This window comes from Winogradskyella sp., assembly GCF_003712105.1.
Classification (GTDB): domain Bacteria; phylum Bacteroidota; class Bacteroidia; order Flavobacteriales; family Flavobacteriaceae; genus Winogradskyella.
On record NZ_RHLG01000005.1, the window covers coordinates 295633 to 317482 of the forward strand.

The following is a 21850-nucleotide window of genomic DNA, read 5'->3' on the forward strand; positions in this document are numbered from 1 at the left end:
CAAATGCAACTAATTGTTATTTACCTTTTGGATTTTACAGCCACAAAGTCTTTTAAATAATAAGGTTCAAAATAAGCGACATCTTCAAAGTCACTTATTTTGAACTTTTTATTTGCCATTATAGCCATTGTGGAGGCTGACGGTAATTTATTATCTACAAATTTTGCGTTTTGATGCTTAATAACTTGTTTAGTTTTTTCGACACCATTACCTAAAAAATAGACATTTTGATGTTGCAATTCTGAAGCAAAGCTATCTTCGTCTATTAGTTCTGCATTTACATCTCTGACTAGTTCATAGTTAGCATCTAGAATTGCAGAATAGACTTCCATTCGTCTTGCATCTAGCATGGGTATAATTATGCCTTCTGTAATTGTAATTTGATGGGCTAGAGCTTCTAATGTTGAGACTGAAATCAATGGCTTATTTAATGCGTAACAAAGCCCTTTTGCAGCAGAAACTCCAATTCTTAATCCTGTATAAGATCCTGGACCTTTACTTATTGCAATTGCATCCAGTTCGTGTTTAGACATTTTAGCAGTTTCTAAAACATCGTTAATAAATACGTGAAGTTTTTCGGCATGAGAATAACCAGAATTATTATCCTCTTTTAAAACCAAAATCTCCTCATCTTTAGATAAGGAGACTGAACAATTGGTTGTACTTGTTTCTATATTTAGAATTAGCGCCATTGCTTATTCTTCATCACTTTCTTCTGGTGAAGATTTTGATTTGTTTTTGTTTTCAACCTTATCTCCAGGCTTCAAAGTTTTAGATACCATATTATATGGTCCAGTAATAATTTTATCACCTTCTTTTAATCCTGAAATAATTTCAATATTAGTGTCGTCTTGTATACCAGTTTTTACAACTCTTAACTTTGCAACATTGTTTTCATTTACAAATACACATTCAAACTTTTCTTCTTCTTTAGAAGAATCATCTTCATCCACATCTCCTTCTACCTTTGCGCCATAAATTTTCTTTGTAGATGTTGTATCTGTTTTTATAACAATTGCACTAATAGGGACTGCAACAGCTTTTTCTCTTTTATCTGTAATTATATCTACTGTAGCTGTCATACCTGGTCTGAAAGGCGAGTAACTTTCAGGCTTACCTTCTGTTAATTCAGCATATGAGTCCTCTAAAATTCTGACTTTAACCTTGAAATTGGTAACCTGATCCGCAGCCAACGTACCAGCAGCTGAATTAGCAATTTCAGTTACTATTCCTTTAAACTCCTTTTTCAAATAAGCGTCCACTTCAACAATTGTTGTATCTCCGATATTTACTTTAACAATATCATTCTCATTAACATCTACCTCAACTTCCATATTGTTTAGGTTGGCAACACGTAAAATCTCTGTACCAGCCATTTGCTGTGTACCTACAACTCGCTCTCCTAGCTCAACACTAAGCAATGAAATTGTACCACTCATTGGCGCATAAATTGTTGTTCTGCCTAGGTTATCTCTCGCTTCGTTAACTGATGCTCCAGCACTTTGCACACTGTAATATGCAGAACTTTTGCCTGCTTCAGCGGTTTCGTAAGTGGCTACTGCTCTATCCCAATCTGCCCTTGAAATTACACCTTTTTCAAAAAGTGCTTTATTTCTATCGTAGTCAGCTTTAGCTTGTTTTAATGTTGCCTCTGCTTGTTCAAGACTTGCCTTAACATTCTGATATGTTGCTTGAGACCTATTTAACGCAGATTGAATTAAATCCGGATTTACACGTACTAAAAGGTCTCCTTTTTGTACTTGTTGTCCTTCCTTAAATGGCAATTCTAGTATCTCACCAGATACTTCACTCGAGATTTTAACCTCAACCTCTGGTTGAATCTTACCTGTTGCAGAAACTGTTTCAATAACTTCTTTTAATGCTACATTTTTAGTGGTTACCTGTTTGAAATTTCCTTTTTTTCCAAACATTCCAGTAGATTTACCTACAACTAAAAGCAGAAGTATTGCTGCAAAAGCTATCAGTACTATTTTTAATGTTCTACTCATTTTTAAAATTTTAATTCTGTGGCTGGTATACCAAAATACAATTCTAAGACTTTAAGTCTAAAAATGTAATCGTATTTGGCCGTATTTAAGTTGATTTTTGAATTATCGTATCTCAATTTAGCTTGGCTAAAATCGAAGGCATTCGTTAAACCTTCATCATATCTAGCCTTTGCATATTGGTACGCAAGTTCTTGAGATTCTAATGCTTTTTCAGCTGCTTCATAAGCTTTTAAGGTACCTTTAGCATCTACATACGCTTGATAAACTGTAGATTCTAAATCTAACTCCGCTTGCTCTAGCTGATATTTGCTACGCTCAAGATTTATCTTATTTCGTTTTACATTGGCCCTAGTGTTAAACCCATTAAATATTGGGATGTTAAGACTAAAACCATAATTTACACCATCATTGGTATATAACTGATCGATAAATGAATCTGCAGGAACCTCAATCGTAGATGTATTAGGGAATTCGGCTACAACGGATTGCCCTGTTCCTTGCACTACACCTATTTGTTGCGTAACAGTTGGGTTATTTGGATCTACGACTTGCGTAAAACTTGGTGCATCTGCATATCGAGTATTATAGCCAAAAAATGCCGATAGTGTTGGTAAATATGCTCCTCGAGAAATTTGTAAGTCTTTCTTTGCTAATTCTACATTCTGCTCTGCAATTCTAATCTCCGAACGATTTTCTTTTGCTTTTGCTATAATCTCTGAAGCCGATGCATCAGATATAGAATCTACAATTCCATAGCCTTCATCCTCTATATCAAAATTTTCATAATCCTTTATCAATAATACTTGCGCTAAGCTTATTAGAGATATTTTAATTTGGTTTTCTGCATTAACAATAGATTGTTGTTCACTTGCATCTGTTGCTTTTATTTCTAACAAATCACCTTGAGGAAGTGTACCAACATCAACTAACTCTTCAGTTTGTTTGATTTGTTGTTTGGTAACTTGATTTTGAGATATTAATACTTCCAAGTTCGCTTTGTTTAAAAGTACTTGCAAATAACTATTGGCTACAAGTAAAGAGATATCATCTTTCATTTTAGATAGACGATACTGACTTGCTAACTTCGAGATTTTTGCTCTTTGTGCAGTTCTATAGTTTCTAAGGCCATCAAAAACCGTATAGCCAACATTAATATTACCAGAAGCAGACAAAAACGTTGTAGTCTGTGCATTATTTGTTAACGGGTTAAAACTAAGACCTGTATTCTCATTAACACCTGATGAGGCATTAAAAGATGGTAAGAAATTGCCCAATGCTGTTAAACTTTCAAGGTCTGCAGTATCGACATCTAGTTCGCTCTGCTTAATTGAAATGTTATTTTCCAAGGCGTGTTCAACGCACTCTCTCAGTGTCCACTTTTTTTGAGCATTTACATTTAATCCAAAAATAAATGCTACTATAATTATGATTGATTTTTTCATGATATGTGCTATATGTCTATATAAATGTTAAAGTGTTACAGAAAATGAAATTAATTTCGTCCAGCATATGCTGGTGGTCCTTGCAATTGATTCCACACTTTTATTTTATCTGTATCCGAAATACCACTTTTAACTTCTACAAAAATGCCATTACTAATTCCTAATTCAACATCTTTTTTCTCGAACTTCTGGTCTCCAACCTCAATTTCTACAAATGGTTTTTTGGTTTCAGGGTCGTATTGTACTAAAGCTTCCTTTATAGCCAACACGTCTTCTGCCTTGTCTAAAATAATAGAAGCATTTGCGCTTAAACCTGCTCTGATGAATGTAGAATCTATACTCTCTAACGAACCTTCAATTTCAAACTGAATTGCTCCATTTTCAGCAATACCTTTAGGTGCAATATAATCTAACACAGCGTCAAATTTGTGATTTTCAATTGCACCAACAGTAATTTCAAGAGGTAAACCTTCTTTAATTTTTCCAACTTCACTCTCATCCACTTTTCCTTCAAAAATCATTTTAGTGACATCGGCTAATGAAGCTATGGATGTACCTTCATTAAAATTATTAGCTTCAATAACTTGGTTACCTTCTTTTACAGGGACGTCTAACACCATACCTGATACAGTTGCTCTAACCTGTGTTTGAGCTATGCTTCCCAGACCTGACGTCGTACCAGTTTTAATGATATCGTAATTCTGTCTTGACTGTCTGACGTCAATTCGTGATTGCTCAACTCTTTGTTTTGCTTGAAGGTATGTATTATTAACCTGGTCGAAATCGTTAGCTGAAATGACACCTTTATCAAACAATTGCTTTTGTCTGTCGTAAATTGCTTTTTGGGTTTTAAAATTAATCTCAGCTGTTTGCAATGCTGTTTGATTAGAAGCAATATTATTTTTTGCACTAGTTAACGAAGAGACATTTGGTATTACTCTAATTTTTGCAATTAAATCACCTTCTTTAACAAACTGTCCTGCTTCTACATAAACCTCTTCTATAACTCCAGAAATATTTGGTTTTATTAAAATCTCTTCTTCAGGAACAATACTTCCTGTAGCAACAGTGTTAACTACTATTGTTTCTTTAGAAGCCATTTGTGTTGTGTATGTTACTGGGTCTTCTTGATTTTTGCGCCATAGGTAAAATAATGCTACGCCAAATACTAGGACTATAGCAATTAATACGATTACGGTGGTGGTTCTTTTCATGATTGAGATATGATATAACTTTATAAATTTATTCGATTCTTAATGCGTCTACAGGTTTCATTTTTGTAGCGCGATTGGCAGGAATTAATCCAGCTAAAAGTCCTGCGAGGACTAAAATTGTAAGCGCTATAACTACAACTGTCATATTTACACTTGGATTAGCAAAATTTTCTACTGGACCAACACTATCTAAAATAGAGTTCATTCCCCAAATCACTGCAGCTGCAAATGCAACACCTACCATTCCAGATAGAATAGTTAGGATTAAGCTCTCTTGTAAAATTTGCCCTTTAATAGACCAAGGAGTAGCTCCTAAGGCTCGCCTTACTCCTATTTCTTTTGTTCGCTCTTTAACAACTATAAGCATAATGTTATTGATGCCTATAACTCCAGAAGTTAAAACTAAAATCCCAACAAAATAGCCTACGATTGCGAGGATACTGAATAATCCATTTATGCGTCCAAACTGCTCTGATAAATCAAAATGACCGATAGCCCTATCATCTTCAGGATGAACAGTATGTCTAGATTTCATTAATGTAAATATGCGTTCTTTGATACTTGTAATTGGCACATTATCAGTAGCGGTAAGCGCAAACCAACTTACGCGGTCTCCAAAATTAAATGCTTGACTAAATGTTGTAAAAGGGATAAAAATAGTATTTGCCTCTTCTTCAGAATCCCCTTGAGAGTTAGCCATCTTAAACGTACCAACTACTAGGAAATTAACACCATTGATCTTTATGTAAGATCCAATAACGTCTTCATCTTTATCATATAAACCAGCTACCACATCAGGCCCAATGACACAAATTTTACGTTTTGCATTTATATCTGAATAACTTAAAAATCTACCCTCAATGATATCCATTGGTTTTTGCTTAATAAACTCAGGATAATCACCATAGATTTCGAAAGCACCAGTTTTTGTACCTCTTATAACATTATTTGCACCTTGAAATCCTCCAAGTTGGTTTCTTGGAGATATATATTTTAACTCAGGAAATGCTTCTCTTAGTGCAGCAACATCATCTGTTTTGTATCTAAAAAATCTTGCTTTTGGTAATCCTTTATATGGTTTTGATGTCCCTCGAGACCACATAAACATCGAGTTGGTAGCAAAATTTCCAAAATCAGCAGTAACACCATTTCTTAAACCATTAGTAAGTGCTAAGAGTAATACTAAAATTGTAATTCCCCAAAATACTCCAAATGCAGTAAGTAGCGTTCTTACTTTATTGGCATTAAGCGCTTCTAATATTTCGTCCCAGCGGTCTTTGTTGAACATACTACTCGTCTCTTAATGCTACTATAGGTTTAATTTTTGCTGCTCTATAGGCAGGTAAAAAGCCAGCAAAAGCACCAGCAGCTACCAAAATAAATACAGTTGTAATGGCTGTGCCAAAATCGACTTGTGGAAATTTAATAAATGGGCTGTCAACTTGAGGTCCGACTAATTCTAGTAATGCTAATCCAGCAGTTAGACCAAATAACCCAGAAAACATTGTTACAAAAATCGCCTCTTGTAAAATCATTCCGATTATTGAAGCTGGAACAGCTCCTAAAGCTTTGCGTATACCAATTTCTTTAGTGCGTTCTTTAACAATAATTATCATAATATTTCCAACACCTACTACCCCTGCTATAATTGTGCCTATACCAATAAACCAAAATACGGCTTTGATGGTGTCGATTAATGAGTAAATTTTCTCTGCTTCTTCAAGAGTATTATTAACTCTAACTGCTGCCGTGTCATCAGGTGAGATAATGTGCTTTTCTTTTAAATCTCTTTCGATAGCTTCTGTCACATTTTTTGAAAGCGCTACCGCTTCATCAAAGTTTTTAGACATCTTTACTGTAAAAGACATATTTCGTATATCATCACCACCATTAAAAGCCATACGCGCAGATGTAAGTGGCAAAAATACTTGACTTTCTTCTCGCTCACCACCTGGGTCGAAATAAACACCAACTACTTTATACGAAATACCAAAAATAGAAATGTATTTATCTATTGGGTCTTCATCTTTAAATATATCTTGCTTTACCTTATTCCCAATAACAGCAACCTTCTTAGCCTCATTAATATCAGATTGGTTTATAAACCTTCCGTTTCCAATATCAGCATTTTCTATAAACTGATTGTCTGGTAATACGCCTTGAACTCTATAATTCCCAGTTTCGTTCTTGTATGTTATTTGTCCGCCCCAAATGCTATAATTTGCTGTTCTATATTCTAAATAGTCGTCGTAATTATCTGTAATGAGTGCAAAATCTTCGTCTTTAAGCTGAATGCGTCTTCCTGGATTTAATCCTTTATAACCTTTTGTTGTTCTTCGTGTTCTGACAAATATTTCGTTTGTAGCATCTTGCTGAAACTCTGTAGTTACTCCATTTTCAATACCTGAGCTAAAACCAAGAAGAATTACTAGAATAAAAATACCCGAAGCTACTGATAGACCAGTCAAAAAGGTACGGAGTTTATTTTTCCGTAGTGTTTCGAATATTTCTTGCCAGCGCTCTACATTAAACATATTGTTGTGCTCTTACTTGTTCTACCGGACTATCGTTTATAATAATCCCATCTTTAAGATTAACTATACGCTTTGTCATGTGGGCAATATCGTCCTCATGCGTTACAACTAAAATGGTCTTGCCTTCATCATTAATACCTTGTATTAAATCCATTACTTCATAAGAAGTCGTTGTGTCTAATGCTCCTGTAGGCTCATCTGCCAATAATACTTTTGGTTCGCTTGCTAATGCTCGTGCAATTGCAACGCGTTGCTTTTGCCCACCAGACAGTTCACTTGGCAAATGGTGAGACCAATCTGCTAGGCCAACTTTTTCTAGATAATGATGTGCTTTTTCTATACGTTCTTTTCTTGACATCCCTTTATAATACATGGGCAACGCCACATTATCAACTGCAGATTTATAGTTTATAAGATTGAATGATTGAAAAATAAATCCAAGAAATTCATTACGGTATTTAGCAGCTACTTTCTCATTTAAGTTTTTAATTGGAACACCATCGAGAACATAACTACCTTGATCAGCTTCATCTAACATACCCAATATATTAAGCAGTGTAGATTTCCCAGAACCAGATGATCCCATTATAGAAACTAACTCACCTTCTTTTACATCGAAATTTATTCCCTTCAAAACATGAAGCGAATTGCTACCCATATGATAGGATTTGTGCAAGTCTTTGATTTGAATCATAGCAATGGTTAGTTAAATCGTACAATATTACACAAAAGCTGAGCTGGTTAGTGCTAAGTATTTGTTAAGAATTAACTTTTTGATTAATATTTATAAGACGTCTAAACTGCAACATTGTTACAGTAAAACTGGAGAAATTTATGACGCTTTTTTTCTGAAGAATTTCCAATAGATCATATACCCTATGCCACCAACCAAAATATAAGGTACAGCCATTAAAAACATAATGCCATCATTTATACCTTCAGCAGCTGATTGATCTTCTCCACTTTCTAAAACAGCTCTACACATAGCACATTGCGCCAAACTGTCTGATACTAGAATGAGACTAAATATTAATATCAATATGATGCGTTTAAAATTTAGCATTTAAGTATAATAAGGTGAAATCATGATGTAAACGACTACGCCTGTTACAGCTACATATAGCCATAATGGAAATGTAATTTTAGCTATTTTCTTGTGGCGCTCAAAGTTATTGGTAATTGCTCTAACATATGTTATTAATACAAATGGAATTATAATTATTGATAGAAGTATGTGCGTAATTAGGATAAAGAAATACACATATTTAATAAGTCCTTCACCACCAAATTTGGTGCTATCACTAGTCATATGGTAAGCGACATACATAACCAAGAAAGAAACCGAAAGCGCTATTGCTAACTTCATCAAGTTTTCGTGCAACTTTCTTCTACCATTTTTAATGGCTACGACAGCAATAATCAAAACAATTGCAGTTAAAGCATTAACTGAAGCATATATTGGTGGTAAAAAAGATAGTGGTTCTACATCAAAACCTAATCGTCGTAAGTTAACACCAAATAACGCGGCTACTGCCAATGGAATTATAATAGATAAAGCTATAATCCATTTGTTATACTTTTTTTCTTTGTCAATGTTTACATTACTCATATTACTCCTTTAATAATTTGGCTATATCTTCTTTTAAGATACTAATTTCTTGAGGTATGCCTTCGTCATCAACACCTTCAGCTTCAGAAACAATTCCATTATAGTAAATTAATGGATTATCTGGCGACTTTAACCGTGAACGTATGTATCCTTCTTTATCAATAAGTGCAAAATTCCCTGAGTGTTCAAAACCTCCATCTACCAATTCGTTTTTTGCGGTGTATAGATAAAACCCTTCGTTTGCTAATTTGTAAATGGTATCTTCATCACCTGTCATTAAATGCCAATTCGGATTTGTTATGCCATATTTTTCTGCATAGGCTTTTAATACTTCAGGGGTATCTATTTCAGGCATTATCGTAAATGACGCTACCCCAAAATTGTTCTGATAATCTTTAAAATGATTTTGAATTTGTACTAAGTTACTATTCATCCTAGGACAAATTGTAGGACATGTCGTAAAAAAAAACTCTACTAAGTAGACTTTACCTAAATAATCTTCATTCGTGATTGTAGTTCCGTTTTGATCAGTAAAACTAAATGCAGGTACTTTACGATTTCCGCCTGTTCCGTCTGGTATATATACTAAATCTGATGTATTCTTTTTTGAAGACGTCGTCGTTTTTGTTGTTACAGATTTGCTTCTGCTTTCATCTCTAGTAACATCAGAATTAGATAATCGGTCGATAATTCGAGGTATAAAAATAATTCCGAATACCAAGATTATAAATGCAATACCTATGTAGGAGTAATTGGTTTTATTAGCCATAACTAGTTCTTTATATCTTCTGCTCTTCGAGTAGTAGAATCAAATTTTCCTTTTCGTTTTTGTCGATATTCAGTAAACAAGATGCGCATATCTTCACTCATTTTATTTTTAATAACCGACACATCAATACTATCGTATGCACTTAAAGATTTTACAGGTTTATTTTCTTCAACTTCTTTATCATCTCTATCATCTATTCTTCCGCGTTGCTTCAAATCTTTATCAATTATAAAAATATCTTCGGTAGAATAATTGTCTTTTAACGGTTTTTCAATTTTTAGACTTCTGTGAAGTTCCTTAATCTGTTCTTTTGAACCATAGACATAATGCCAAAACCGTAAATCTTCATAGGTAGCAATTTCTTTCTGTAGCTTTTCAACTTCGGCTTTAGAGCCATCAACTGAAATTAATACAACCTGAAATTTTTTAAACCCTTTAAACTTATCATAGACTAGCTCTTTAAGATTTGATACTGCAATAGAATTTTCTAAAGGATTTGTTCCCAAAAATCCAAGAACGGTAATATGATCTGCTAGTTCTATTTTATCTTCAGAATTAGATGAGAAAACTTCAATTTCGGAAACATTTTCATTTACAACATCTAATGGAATATAATTATGCTTTGCGGGATAAAGCATCAATAAAAAAGCAACTGGCAAAAAGAAAAGAATGCTTAGTATAATATTCCGTTTCGAGTTATGTCTTTTCATCTGCTTGTAATTATTTACTATTTATATCAGATGTAATTTACCAAAGATCATTGTCGTTAAAATCAACGATTTTCTTCGGTTAATTTCATATTGCAAAAATAAAAAAGGTGGTTTAGAAAAACCACCTTTTAATATGATATTAACTCGCATTTGAGTTTAAAAATCTCTCTTAATTAATGGGTCGTTGGTAAAGTAAACATCATGTACATAACCACCTTCTTGTAATAGAATGAAAATAAGATAACAGATTAAGAATACTGCTGTCCAAACCACCATACGTCTCAGTGCGCTAGTTTCATCACGCATGTGCATAAAATCCCAGGTAATGTAATAGGCCTTAACAATCGTTAATATTATGAAGATTAAGTTTAAAGGCTTCATATAAATAAAAGGCGAAAAAATTATATTTCCTATAGTTGCAAAGAAGCCACCTTCAAAAGGTGTCATCCAAGGTGTTAATAAACCTTCAGGCTTATATATACCCAAAACAACTTCGACTGCAGTTACAAGTGTTAAGAATGCTAATACACCCCAAATTTTTTGGGTGTTAGACTTAAATTTCCAAAGTCCTCTAAAGATTTCTAATTTATGTGCGTGTGCCATGTGATGCTATTGTTCTAATAATTAAACTAGGTAGAAGAATGTAAATACAAATACCCAAACTAAATCTACAAAGTGCCAGTATAAACCAACCTTTTCGACCATTTCATAATGTCCTCGTCTCTCGTAAGTTCCTAATATAACGTTGAAGAATATAATGATGTTGATAACAACTCCCGAAAATACGTGGAAACCGTGGAATCCTGTTATGAAAAAGAAGAAATCAGCGAATAAAGATGTACCATATTCATTGACTTTAAGGTTTGCACCTTTAACAACGAGTTTTCCGTTTTCTTTTATTTGTCTTAAAGATTCTTCTCTTGATAATACAGTCTTTTCTCCGTCCTCGATAATTTGAGTACGTACTAAAATATTTGAATTAGCTTCTAAGCCTTGGTAAATCTCATTAACTGAATATGGTGGAAGAGATTCTTCTTGCACAAACCATAGACCGCTCTTGCGCTCATGTTGTGCTCTGTCTGTAGCTTGAGTAATTGCAAATTCGTCAATTGAAATACGCTTAAACTTTTCTTTACCATCAACCGAAACATATTCTCCAAACTGAAGAATATTACCTCCTTTAGTCTGGACAGCTCCATAGTCTCCTTGGATAAATGTTGCCCATTCCCAAGCTTGAGAACCAACGAATATTGCACCTCCAATAATAGTTAGGAACATGTATAAGGTTACTTTGGCTTTATTCATATGATGACCAGCATCTACAGCTAATACCATAGTTACCGAAGACATGATAAGAATAAACGTCATGAAAGCTACATAGATCATTGGTAATTCTTGACCATGCAAAAACGGAACGTGGGTAAACACCTCATCGGCAATTGGCCATTCTTCTATAAACTTAAATCTTGAAAAACCGTAGGCTGCTAAAAAACCAGAGAAGGTTAAGGCATCAGAAACGATGAAAAACCACATCATCATTTTTCCATAACTTGCTTTTAGTGGCTTATTTCCGCCACCCCAAGTTTTGCCTTCTGTACCAGTAGTTGCTACTGTAGTATCCATATAACGAATTTAATTTTTAAGATGTCACAAAAGTAACTATTTTATTGATTTTGAGAAATACCATTCTTCAAATTTTGAATGAAAATTTCTGCTTCAATTTAATATCAATTTTAATCCTTCAAATATCTGTTTTTATTTACTTAAAAAAATACAGGAATAAAAACAGACAAACCCAAAGAATATCAACAAAATGCCAAAAATTACCAGCCAATTCTAATCCTAACATATTGTCTGCTGTATACTTTTGTTTGAAATGATTATAAATAACAACACCTATGCAAAATAAGCCCACAGCAACGTGTGCCAAATGCACTGCTGCTATTAAATAAATATAGGTTACTGTAATATTGCTCGATGGTCCTGTAAAATAATAACCGCCTTTAATCATTTGATTAAACCCTTCAAATTGATTAAATATAAATACAACTCCTAACACAAAGGTTATCACTAACCACGTTGCAGTTGTGGTTCGGTCTCCTCTTTTCAGTGCATTTTTGGCTAAAATGTAGGTAATGCTACTTACAATAATAACTGCAATACTGATTAAGAACGCTTGAGGTAACTCGTAATTACTTAACCAATCTTCATTAAGTCGCTGTTTTTTACTTACAATAAATGCACTTATCCAACCAGCAAAAGACATGATTAGAGATCCAATCCCAAACCAAAGCATCATCTTTTTTGAGCGTATTTCCTTTTCTTCCTGTGTTCCTTCTGTTAAATCCATATTAGCTTAAAAATTTATCTGCTACGTATACAATTTGTAGTAATGTTATATAAGTTACGCTTGAGAGCATGAGTTGTTTTGCTGCTTTTGGCGTTCTTAGTTTAAAAAGTTGTAGTGCATAATACACCATAACTAGACCTAATAAGAATACGATTATTGCACCAACAATAGATAATTTTAAATCTCCTGTAAAACCAAATACAGGAATTATTGAGGCAATCAATGTCCAAATGGTATACATTATAATCTGAACTGCTGTGGCTTTATCTGGCTTACCTGTTGGCAACATAAAAAAGCCTCCTTTTTTATAATCGTCGTGCAAAAACCAACCTATGGCCCAAAAATGTGGGAACTGCCAAAAAAACTGTATTGCAAATAAGGTTCCGGGTTCGATACCAAAATCGCCACGGGCAGCAACCCAACCTAGCATAAACGGAATCGCTCCCGGTATTGCGCCAACAAAAACAGCAATTGGTGTTTTTGTTTTTAGTGGCGTATACATGCATGTATAGATGAATATTGAAATTGCACCATACATGGCTGTCTTTGGATTAATTGTGTATAATGTAATAATCCCGGCTAGTGTAAACAGAACCGCAATAATAAACGCCGTAGTTACAGACATGCGACCTGCAGGAATAGGTCTGTTTTTAGTACGATCCATCAATGCGTCTAGGTCTTTTTCAATAACTTGATTAAACGCATTAGATGCACCAACCATAAAATAACCACCAATAGCTAAGAGAGCAAGTGTTTTTATATTAACAATATCTGCTCCTAAAAAATAACCAGCAATAGACGAAAACACCACACTTATGGACAATCCCATTTTAGTGATTTCTTTGAAATCTATCCAGATTGAAGCAGCAGAAATCGTTGTTTTTATTGTACTCAATTGCATTGAATTTTGCGACTGCAAAGATAACTTGAAAATTAATGACGAACAACCTAATACTCAGTTATTCGCTTATATAAATTGGTTTTATGCAAGAATGCGTGATTTCGAGAGACTTTTGGATTTTAGTAGTAAATTTATTAATCCTAAACGTATACGATTAACGATTTATAGGAGTTTGAAGGAACAGACATAAAAAAGGCAACCAAAATTGGTTGCCTTTTTATTTAGAGTTATTTGACAATGAAGCGTTGCCTTATGGTTTTAGAGTTGTTAATTATTTGAATAATATAAACACCTTTACTCAATGCAGATACATTAAGTGTGTGACTCAACTGACCAGAACTTACGCGTTGCCCTAAAAGGTTATAAACAGAATAGGTGCTTTCCTCACCAATAACACCTTTAACATTAAGTACACCATTAGTTACAGGGTTAGGATACAAACTTAAATCTATATTTTCATTATCGATAAGATCATTAGAATCTGAAACATCAGCATCTGGTTTTGTATTGGTATTAAGACGTGCAGCAGGAACAATCACAGTATAGTCTTCAACTTCCCAGAAGTCAATACTTCCAGGTTCACTAAAGAATGCCCCACAAGGACTTATTGGTTCATCATTAATTACTAGAGGTCCCGTATCCAAATAAATTCTCATTCTAGTAGGGCCAGGAATTGCAGATTCAGGTATTTGGATTATGTTATTGTTATATATAACCTCAGGTCCTTCTTGAGGTAAGTTAAGAATACCAAATACCCCATCTTGATTCCAATCAATAGCAACAACTGTCCTCCAAGCTGGAGAAATATTAACATTCCAATCAATCTGTAAAAAATTAGGAATCTCCCTACTTAGAACAGTGCTAATGTTTGTAAAATCTTGATAATGGGTCGGATTAGACGTTGATTGATTATTTATACTCCCCATAACAACGTTTGTTATGTAATACCCAGGCAAATGATTTGGGTCATTTATACTTGGAAATGGATTCATTACAACACAATAATTACTTTGCGTAATATTGATATTATCTACGGCTACATCACTCATTTCATTCTGAGCATTAGTACGTTTAAACCTTAAACGTATTTCTTCACCAGAATATTGAGATAAATTGACATTAGCTGTAAACCAACCCTGACCATCAGGTCGTTTCTTAAACCATATCTCAGACCAACTTAAACCATCATTATTACTAATCTCTAAACTTAATCTGTTTCCATTCCGTACGCCTTGCATATAATAATCAAAGTTAAGTGTTACGGCATTTACATTTGTTAAGTCAATACACGGTGAGTTTAAAATAGCCACTTGTAATATTGGCGGTATTCCTACAGCATCTGTAGCTGGTGTATACATATAATATGTAGAACCGTTACTACCTCCGCTAGGGCCAGTATTTGGAGTACCTCCAGAATTACGTATCCAATCTAAATCGTCGTTTGTAGAGTTGGTCCAATCACCCATCGAGCTTTCAAAACCCTCTTGGTAATCTGGCGCTACTGTTGTAGAACAATTCTCTGGGGTACATGGAAGGTTTATTGGAACATCAAAAGAGACTATTTGATCTCCTAAGGTATCATTATCTAGAGCATTGGCACCTACACCAACACCACGATTGGCAAATACAGACCAGATTAAACATTGATAATCTCCCAAACCATCATCTGAAATATTTCTATCAGCAGCTAAGATAGCATCGCGACCAGTTACAAAATTCATGTCATCAAATGGGGTTTCATTCAAGGATTCTATAATCATTTTCATTGCTATATTATTTCCACCTGTACCATTATACCAATCTGTATCAAAACCTTTTGCGTCAATTAACGCCCACGTTAAGTCCCACAAAATGGTGGCCCAACCAAAACCAACTTCATTTGCTTCCCAACTTCCCTGTATATCAGCATATGTAAATGTATTCCCATTTAACATGTCTGTTGAGTATGGTTGTAAGCGAATACCAGGCCCGTTGATTGGATAGTTCCTAACATAATTTCCTACCGGTCTTAAATCGCTTCCATTATCATTAGGATCTATTGTCAAAATCAAACCAAACCAATCGCTCCAACCTTCTCCCATTTGTTCCTTACTATGCAGTGTAAAATCTGTTTCATTTGTAGTTCCAACAAGTCTTGTTGATATACCATGTGCATACTCATGTGCAACTATTAAACCAGAAAATCCAACATCTCCATTTGGCGGAAGTACATTTGGCTCATAAAGATGAATATATGGACTGATACCTTCGGGTGCTGGCGTGAATTGAGCAAATACAACTTCAGAGCTTACCAATTGACTTTGGGCAAACACTTCAACATCATCATTTCCTGTACCACCTCTATTAAAATTGTCTTGTTGAAAATTTCCACTTAGCTCATTAAAACCATGGTGATAAGATATGTCGTGAGACATATTTAACCAATAAAATGCATTAACTATTGCTGCGTTTTGATTATCTAAAGCAGTTGATGAAGCATTTACAAAATAATTAAAAAATAGATTATGTGGGTCAGAAGGTGGTGGAGAATATCCAATATCTGGACCATCTTCTGCTCCAATCCAGGTATTATTACCTCTAGTAGTATTATAGGTTACTCCGGCGATATCATGCCAACCGCATGGAGAAGCCAATGGACTCTGCTCGTTCCCGACTATTGTTTGCGTAAAATTAGCATACAATGGGCTTTCCTCTGGTATAGCATATACAGTGTACATAGTATTGCTATTATTTATATCAAAAATGGTTGAATTATATGAATCCGTTTCTTCATGCAAAATAGGCCCAACAAAGGCTTTAGTTTCAGTATTTGTTTCTGGCTCATCCCATTTACAATAAAGACTTTGGTTTTTACTATCAACTAATTCCCCTGTACTCGCATCTATTCTATCCTTCCAAAGTACATGTGTTTTTGCATCCAAGATATCTATAGACCATACCAACCGTAAGGTCTCACCGACTTTTACATACTCTAAATCTGCTATAATAGGTCTACTAGAAAAATTACGATTTTCAAAAGTTATTTTATACGGTGATTTATTGTTTTTAGTAAAATTTGACCTCTCCATTTTATGGTGGCTAAAACTTTTATTTAATGCTATTTCAGGAGTAATAGTTGGACTTGTAACACTTATCTTATCTTTTATTCCAGAGATAAACCCAATATGACTTCGGGTTATTTCTCCATTTCTAAGTGTAAGCTTTAGGCGACCCAGAGCAATAGGCGTGTTATTATAAAACTGTTGCACATTCACATGTTGCACATCAGGATTTATGGAAGGGCTTACGTCAATAATTTTCCATTCTGCTAAATCTGCTTTATCAAATTTAGATGTTGTAGAAAGCTCATTAATAAATTTTGATACAATGGGTTCAATATCCTTTTGAGCATAAAAGCTCATTGAACATAACATTGAGAAGAGGCATAAAATGTAGGTTTTCTTCATAATTAAAAGTTTTAAAAATTAAACTAATACTTAGAAGAAATAATTTTAGACCGATTAAAAGCATTTCTTGATAAGATGTAATTAAAGTTACTAAAAAATACAACTACATCAACATCAACATCAATATATCAAAGTCTAAAAATCATTATACCAGTTAAATAAGTCGGTACGCACACCAAAGCTTATCCAAGTGGTATTTGTGCGCGTAGTAATGTTGGTTTCGACAGTTGGATCGAAATTTCTGTAATTGATATTTGTGAAGACTCTTAAATTACTCACCGGGTTTATAATATAACCAGCCATTAACTCTCCGTGAAAAACGGTGGTGTTATTTCCTTGACCAATTTCAATACCTGTATCTGATGGCCTGTCGTTTTCATTTCCAAATATATCACCACCATAATAGAAGTTATCCGTTCCATCTCTAAAATCAAAACCGCGCTCTCCAAAAATGAGCTTTGCATCCGCAAACCAACGTTTGTAGTTATAGCGTCCTATTAAAACCAGCTCTCTAAAATTATTACCCCATAAATGCGCCATTGACTGATTTTTATGCGCATAGTTAAGCACTATAGTATTATGAGAATAGGTATACGGACGCACTTGGTTATACTCGGCTTGTAGTAATAGTCCATCTACATTAAATGCGTTGAAATATTTTGCGCCAATCTGAAAACCAAACTTGTTTCTCCAACTTTTATTTCCATCTCTAATATCTGATATAGAAAATTCGTCAATAATAAATTGACCATAGAGATTCACTTTATTATTCCATTTGTACTTTCCAGATAAACCAATAACAGCATTACCTGCATCTTGACCAGTATTAAACTCCGCTGCTCTCAGAAAAATAATCGGATTTAAGAAGCTAGCTTCAAAACCTCTGTTATCAATGTTCGAAGAAATTACAGATTCAAAAAAACCAAGATTAAGGCGTTTAGAGACATTCCAACTTAAATAATGGTTAGCTACATATTTAGTTAAAAAAGAACCATCTGGTCGTATTACAGCATCACGAACATCTTTGTTCCACATCCAAGTACTGGTATATTTAATTTTCCAGAACTTTAAGTTCGTTTTTAAAAATGTTGACGGACTCGCCACATCACTTTGAAATAATGAACGGTAACCATCCCCTGTAAAGTTTTTTCCATGGCCAAACTGTATATTTAAAAACTTAGCTGGCGTATACGATAAGTAGGCCTCTGCTACAGGATAATCGTAAGAATCATCTTTGAATCGCTTGGCTATTCCACGTCCAGGAATAATTGCTGGGTCTGGACCAAAGGCTTTAAGACTTTCAGCATACTCATTAAAATACTCAGCAAATCGCCCTTGACTCTCGTAAAAAGATGTTGTAAAATTAAAGCGCTTACCTATACCTGCTTGTATAAAAACACCTCGAGTATTATTGTAGGTACTAAAATCAGCTTCAGAATCACTACCAACTTGTACATCTAAAACTGGATCAATGGTGAACCAATAATCTTTGCCTTGCACTTGTACTAAATGCTCATCCCATAGTTTACGGCCTAACCATGTAGTTGAATTCTTGGATAAGTTCTCTTTTTCTGCTTTAAAGTCGTAATACGGTGCAACCTCATCATATAAAAAGGGTTTGGCAGCAGTATGTGCATTTGTACCTATAGCATTCATATTAGCATCAAAACGCGCATAATAATTATGTGTAAACGGAATATTTAGCTGACTGCTATATTCAAGCCTTTCATAAGGTTTTAGGGAGTTATTAATGCTATCTATTTCGTTAGACAACACTGCATTTAGATTATCATCCTTAGTTTTAGATTTATTTAAATCAGTCACTTGGTCATCTAGCTCTAATTCTGAAGGTACTGATAAAGGAATATTAATTTTGGTGGAATATTGCACATACGTTGGCTTACCATCGTACTCAGCTGGTGTAATCACTGGAAGCGCATTAAAAACACGTTGGGTTTCAGATTTTAATTCTTCGTATGCAGCATCCATAAAAATAATCTGAAATCGTCCTTCTTCATCAACTTCAAAAAGTAATTTTATATCGCCTTTGTAATTCTCTTCTGAAACGTTTTCAGGAATTTTAAAATTTTCAAAAATGAAGTTGTGCAATTGAAACCTCAAACACTCCTTTAATTCTTCTATCGATTTTGATTCACACCCAGGAAATATTGGCGGTTTTTGATAATTGATTTCGTTTTGAGAAATGCTTTTAAAGGAGGAAAGACTTAGTAGTAAAACAAGAATATACCGCATAGGTGATTCATCTTAATTTAGTAATCGAAAGATACTATTTTTTTAATGGTAGATAAAAACAAAAACCGTTATTTCTCAATAACGGTTTACTGCTCGATTTATGATTGAAGAATTTAATTCTCTACTTTAAACTTAATTGGTAAACTATACGAAACTGTCACGGGTTTATCTTTTTGAATACCTGGTTGCATTTTTGGTATTATATTTAAGACTCTTGAGGCTTCTTCTTCTAATTTTGGATGCGGTGCTCTTGATTGAATATCTATAACCTGTCCGTTTTTATCAATTTTAAATTGAGCATAAATTTTTTGTACCCCTGACAACCCGCATTCAGAAGCAAGTTCAGTGTTGAACTTTTTCTGTACTAACTTGGCAATTTTGTCAGACATACATTTCTTTTTTTTAGAATTTGTTTTAAACTTCTCACAGCCTGGGTATACAGGCACATACTCAATTGCAACAAAAGGAACAATTATATCATCATCGACAGGATTGTCTATATCAAGATCTGAATCTCCTGGTTCTAGTGGCTCTGAAATTGGCTCAGTTTCATCAGGTGTAAGAAGTTCTTCCTTTAAATCTTTAAAATCATCTTCCTTGGTAACATAGACATCATTCAACTTTATAATCTTTTTTTGAACAGGTTCTAGTTTCACCTCAGTTTTTTGCTCAACAACTTTGTCAATAGTTATTTCGATTGTGTCATCGTCAATTTCTGGCTGAACCATTGCAATGGCATTACTCTCAAACTGCATTTCAAATAAGGCATGTGTTCCTAGTAAACATAGGATTAACCCAATTTGAAAATACAGCGTGGAGTTTTTTTGTAAATTAACCTCATGTTTTTGAGATGTTTTTACATTAACAGGGCTCTGACCAGCACTATTAATGTTCTGACTTTGTTTTTTCATAATATTTAAAAATTAAAATGTTAATATTATGTAAAAGTCACAAGAAGCATACCAAAACAAAAAATCCCGTCCAATTAATTTTGAACGGGATTTTACTATTACAGTATAGTCTATTTCTTAATCTTGTACTTGGAATAAAATTGGTAACGAATAAGGTACAGTTACTGCTTTACCTCTTTGCTTACCTGGTTGCATTTTTGGTAATAAGCCAATTACACGCTTAGCTTCTTTCTCCAGTCCAGGGTGTGGAGCTCTTGCACCAACATTTACTATTCTTCCTGTTTTATCTATTTTAAAAAACACACTAATACGTTGTCTTCCTGATAAACCTAAATCACTAGCCAAATCTGTATTAAATTTTTTGTTTACAAACTTCGCCACTTTTTCTGACATACATTTTTTCTTTGCTGCATTACCTTTCTTCCTTTCACATCCAGGAAAAATAGGCACGTTTTCAATAACGGCAAAGGGAACCTCAATATCTTCCTCTACTTCTTCTACTTCTACTTCTTCTACTTCAACAATTTCTGCATCTTGCTCAGTTTCTGTAGACTCAATAACTGTTTCTTCTACTTCTTCTTCATCTTCTACCACTTCAATCACCTCAGGCGCAGCTGGCGGTGGTGGCGGTGGTGGCGGTGGTGTTACTAACTGTTCTGTAATTGGCACTTCTTCTTCTAATTCATCATCTAGATTAAGACCGTCTAAAGCAATATCGCTTCGATCATAAGTCTTGTAGTTAATAGCCAAATTAGTTACAAGTAACATCAACACTAAACCAACAGCAAAGTAAATAGAGCTGTTACGGCTTACATCGGATTTTGGATTCTTTTTAGGTTCCATATGTTTAAAATTAAGAGTTGCTAATTTAATTAATTAATCCTTAAAAAAACAAGGCTTATTGTTATTTTAACTTAAGATTGTTGTAATATATAACAATAATCGTACCACAAACGACACCTAAACAATTGGCTAATAGGTCGTAATTATCATATGTTCTTAGTGGGTTTACACGTTCTTGAATTAACTCGAGAATAATTCCAAAAATTAATGTGCCAATAAATGTTATGAAGATACCTCTTTTGAATTTTGATTTGAGCACATAAAATGCCCATAAAAAAGACAATGCTACATAAGCTATGAAATGGAATATTTTATCCTCAAAAACAAAATTGGTTTTAGGTAAGATTCCACTCGGATTACCTAAACTAAAATAAACTAATACAATAGTATAACTTATTGCTGTAAAGAGATACGTTTTAGGATTTTTAAGCACTAATAAGAGCTTTGTAATCTTCTGCTGACATTAAATCTTCTACCTGAGATTCATCTGAAAATTTTAGCTTAATCATCCATCCGGCTCCGTAAGGATCAGAATTAACCAATTCTGGTTCGTCTTCTAAGGTTTCATTAAATTCAACAATTTCTCCACTCAAGGGTAAAAATAAATCAGAAACTGTTTTTACAGCTTCAACTGTACCAAACACTTCTTCAGCATCGAGGGTTTCATCCAAAGTTTCTACTTCGACATAGACAATGTCACCAAGTTCTCCTTGAGCAAAATCTGTAATGCCAATTGTTGCTGTATCACCTTCTATTTTAACCCATTCGTGATCTTTGGTATACTTTAAATCCGCCGGAATATTCATATTGATTCTAATTTGTTTTTGCTTAGCAAATGTAATTTTTTAAATGATGTTTG

At 34.1% G+C, this 21850-nt stretch carries 21 protein-coding genes; all 21 read right to left on the reverse strand.

The annotated features are described in order from the left end of the window. Positions 1-20: 20 nt before the first annotated feature. Complete coding sequence (gene tsaB, locus ED556_RS12705) at positions 21-692, reverse strand: tRNA (adenosine(37)-N6)-threonylcarbamoyltransferase complex dimerization subunit type 1 TsaB (RefSeq protein WP_296324469.1); 672 nt, start codon at positions 690-692, stop codon at positions 21-23. A 3-nt stretch (positions 693-695) separates the two neighbouring features. Then, the gene (locus ED556_RS12710; protein WP_296324472.1) at positions 696-2009 is read right to left on the reverse strand and encodes an efflux RND transporter periplasmic adaptor subunit; all 1314 of its coding nucleotides are present in this window, start codon (positions 2007-2009) and stop codon (positions 696-698) included. Between the two features lie 2 nt (positions 2010-2011). Further along, positions 2012-3451 carry a TolC family protein gene (locus tag ED556_RS12715; RefSeq protein WP_296324475.1) on the reverse strand — a complete coding sequence of 480 codons (1440 nt, stop codon included), beginning with the start codon at positions 3449-3451 and terminating at the stop codon, positions 2012-2014. A gap of 50 nt (positions 3452-3501) precedes the next feature. Continuing rightward, positions 3502-4665 carry an efflux RND transporter periplasmic adaptor subunit gene (locus tag ED556_RS12720; RefSeq protein WP_296324478.1) on the reverse strand — a complete coding sequence of 388 codons (1164 nt, stop codon included), beginning with the start codon at positions 4663-4665 and terminating at the stop codon, positions 3502-3504. A gap of 28 nt (positions 4666-4693) precedes the next feature. Continuing rightward, positions 4694-5953, reverse strand: coding sequence for an ABC transporter permease (locus tag ED556_RS12725; RefSeq protein WP_296324482.1), 1260 nt, complete (start codon positions 5951-5953; stop codon positions 4694-4696). A gap of 1 nt (position 5954) precedes the next feature. Further along, positions 5955-7199 (reverse strand): ABC transporter permease, encoded by a 1245-nt coding sequence (locus ED556_RS12730; RefSeq protein WP_296324485.1) that lies wholly within the window; start codon positions 7197-7199, stop codon positions 5955-5957. Beyond that, positions 7192-7893, reverse strand: coding sequence for an ABC transporter ATP-binding protein (locus tag ED556_RS12735; RefSeq protein WP_296324488.1), 702 nt, complete (start codon positions 7891-7893; stop codon positions 7192-7194). The genes ED556_RS12730 and ED556_RS12735 overlap by 8 nt, the downstream gene beginning before the upstream one ends. A 138-nt stretch (positions 7894-8031) precedes the next feature. Next, positions 8032-8262, reverse strand: coding sequence for a hypothetical protein (locus ED556_RS12740; RefSeq protein WP_296324491.1), 231 nt, complete (start codon positions 8260-8262; stop codon positions 8032-8034). Further along, positions 8263-8808: a DUF420 domain-containing protein gene (locus ED556_RS12745; protein ID WP_296324494.1), complete on the reverse strand. Its 546-nt coding sequence runs from the start codon at positions 8806-8808 to the stop codon at positions 8263-8265. A gap of 1 nt (position 8809) precedes the next feature. Next, on the reverse strand, positions 8810-9577 hold the full coding sequence (locus ED556_RS12750) for an SCO family protein (RefSeq protein WP_296324496.1): 768 nt from the start codon (positions 9575-9577) through the stop codon (positions 8810-8812). A gap of 2 nt (positions 9578-9579) precedes the next feature. After that, positions 9580-10287, reverse strand: a complete 708-nt coding sequence (locus ED556_RS12755; protein ID WP_296324499.1) for a hypothetical protein — start codon at positions 10285-10287, stop codon at positions 9580-9582. Between the two features lie 156 nt (positions 10288-10443). After that, positions 10444-10890, reverse strand: a complete 447-nt coding sequence (locus tag ED556_RS12760; protein ID WP_296324502.1) for a cytochrome C oxidase subunit IV family protein — start codon at positions 10888-10890, stop codon at positions 10444-10446. Positions 10891-10911: 21 nt separating this feature from the next. Next, a complete protein-coding gene (locus ED556_RS12765) occupies positions 10912-11910 on the reverse strand; it encodes a cytochrome c oxidase subunit 3 (protein WP_296324505.1) in 999 nt (332 codons plus the stop codon). Between the two features lie 136 nt (positions 11911-12046). Next, complete coding sequence (locus ED556_RS12770) at positions 12047-12637, reverse strand: cytochrome c oxidase subunit 3 (protein WP_296324508.1); 591 nt, start codon at positions 12635-12637, stop codon at positions 12047-12049. Between the two features lies 1 nt (position 12638). Continuing rightward, a complete protein-coding gene (gene cyoE / locus ED556_RS12775) occupies positions 12639-13538 on the reverse strand; it encodes a heme o synthase (RefSeq protein ID WP_296324511.1) in 900 nt (299 codons plus the stop codon). Between the two features lie 227 nt (positions 13539-13765). Beyond that, positions 13766-16984: a M36 family metallopeptidase gene (locus ED556_RS12780; protein ID WP_296324514.1), complete on the reverse strand. Its 3219-nt coding sequence runs from the start codon at positions 16982-16984 to the stop codon at positions 13766-13768. Positions 16985-17119: 135 nt separating this feature from the next. Further along, positions 17120-19237, reverse strand: coding sequence for a gliding motility protein RemB (locus tag ED556_RS12785; protein WP_296324516.1), 2118 nt, complete (start codon positions 19235-19237; stop codon positions 17120-17122). 113 nt (positions 19238-19350) lie between these two features. Then, complete coding sequence (locus tag ED556_RS12790) at positions 19351-20148, reverse strand: energy transducer TonB (protein ID WP_296324519.1); 798 nt, start codon at positions 20146-20148, stop codon at positions 19351-19353. Positions 20149-20265: 117 nt separating this feature from the next. Next, complete coding sequence (locus ED556_RS12795; RefSeq protein ID WP_296324522.1) at positions 20266-20991, reverse strand: energy transducer TonB; 726 nt, start codon at positions 20989-20991, stop codon at positions 20266-20268. A gap of 61 nt (positions 20992-21052) precedes the next feature. Further along, complete coding sequence (locus tag ED556_RS12800; protein WP_296324525.1) at positions 21053-21424, reverse strand: VanZ family protein; 372 nt, start codon at positions 21422-21424, stop codon at positions 21053-21055. Further along, complete coding sequence (gene gcvH / locus ED556_RS12805) at positions 21417-21797, reverse strand: glycine cleavage system protein GcvH (protein WP_296324528.1); 381 nt, start codon at positions 21795-21797, stop codon at positions 21417-21419. Before gcvH ends, ED556_RS12800 begins: the two co-directional genes overlap by 8 nt. Positions 21798-21850 lie beyond the last annotated feature (53 nt).

What these genes read in the sequence shown, in the direction of transcription:
- ED556_RS12735 (WP_296324488.1), bottom strand. Translation starts at nt 7,893, where the DNA reads ATGATTCAAATCAAAGACTTGCACAAATCCTATCATATGGGTAGCAAT.
- ED556_RS12790 (WP_296324519.1), bottom strand. Translation starts at nt 20,148, where the DNA reads ATGAAAAAACAAAGTCAGAACATTAATAGTGCTGGTCAGAGCCCTGTT.
- ED556_RS12745 (WP_296324494.1), bottom strand. Translation starts at nt 8,808, where the DNA reads ATGAGTAATGTAAACATTGACAAAGAAAAAAAGTATAACAAATGGATT.
- ED556_RS12715 (WP_296324475.1), bottom strand. Translation starts at nt 3,451, where the DNA reads ATGAAAAAATCAATCATAATTATAGTAGCATTTATTTTTGGATTAAAT.
- ED556_RS12710 (WP_296324472.1), bottom strand. Translation starts at nt 2,009, where the DNA reads ATGAGTAGAACATTAAAAATAGTACTGATAGCTTTTGCAGCAATACTT.
- gcvH (WP_296324528.1), bottom strand. Translation starts at nt 21,797, where the DNA reads ATGAATATTCCGGCGGATTTAAAGTATACCAAAGATCACGAATGGGTT.
- ED556_RS12770 (WP_296324508.1), bottom strand. Translation starts at nt 12,637, where the DNA reads ATGGATTTAACAGAAGGAACACAGGAAGAAAAGGAAATACGCTCAAAA.
- ED556_RS12720 (WP_296324478.1), bottom strand. Translation starts at nt 4,665, where the DNA reads ATGAAAAGAACCACCACCGTAATCGTATTAATTGCTATAGTCCTAGTA.
- ED556_RS12755 (WP_296324499.1), bottom strand. Translation starts at nt 10,287, where the DNA reads ATGAAAAGACATAACTCGAAACGGAATATTATACTAAGCATTCTTTTC.
- ED556_RS12725 (WP_296324482.1), bottom strand. Translation starts at nt 5,953, where the DNA reads ATGTTCAACAAAGACCGCTGGGACGAAATATTAGAAGCGCTTAATGCC.
- tsaB (WP_296324469.1), bottom strand. Translation starts at nt 692, where the DNA reads ATGGCGCTAATTCTAAATATAGAAACAAGTACAACCAATTGTTCAGTC.
- ED556_RS12780 (WP_296324514.1), bottom strand. Translation starts at nt 16,984, where the DNA reads ATGAAGAAAACCTACATTTTATGCCTCTTCTCAATGTTATGTTCAATG.
- ED556_RS12765 (WP_296324505.1), bottom strand. Translation starts at nt 11,910, where the DNA reads ATGGATACTACAGTAGCAACTACTGGTACAGAAGGCAAAACTTGGGGT.
- ED556_RS12760 (WP_296324502.1), bottom strand. Translation starts at nt 10,890, where the DNA reads ATGGCACACGCACATAAATTAGAAATCTTTAGAGGACTTTGGAAATTT.
- ED556_RS12740 (WP_296324491.1), bottom strand. Translation starts at nt 8,262, where the DNA reads ATGCTAAATTTTAAACGCATCATATTGATATTAATATTTAGTCTCATT.
- ED556_RS12785 (WP_296324516.1), bottom strand. Translation starts at nt 19,237, where the DNA reads ATGCGGTATATTCTTGTTTTACTACTAAGTCTTTCCTCCTTTAAAAGC.
- ED556_RS12750 (WP_296324496.1), bottom strand. Translation starts at nt 9,577, where the DNA reads ATGGCTAATAAAACCAATTACTCCTACATAGGTATTGCATTTATAATC.
- cyoE (WP_296324511.1), bottom strand. Translation starts at nt 13,538, where the DNA reads ATGCAATTGAGTACAATAAAAACAACGATTTCTGCTGCTTCAATCTGG.
- ED556_RS12730 (WP_296324485.1), bottom strand. Translation starts at nt 7,199, where the DNA reads ATGTTTAATGTAGAGCGCTGGCAAGAAATATTCGAAACACTACGGAAA.
- ED556_RS12795 (WP_296324522.1), bottom strand. Translation starts at nt 20,991, where the DNA reads ATGGAACCTAAAAAGAATCCAAAATCCGATGTAAGCCGTAACAGCTCT.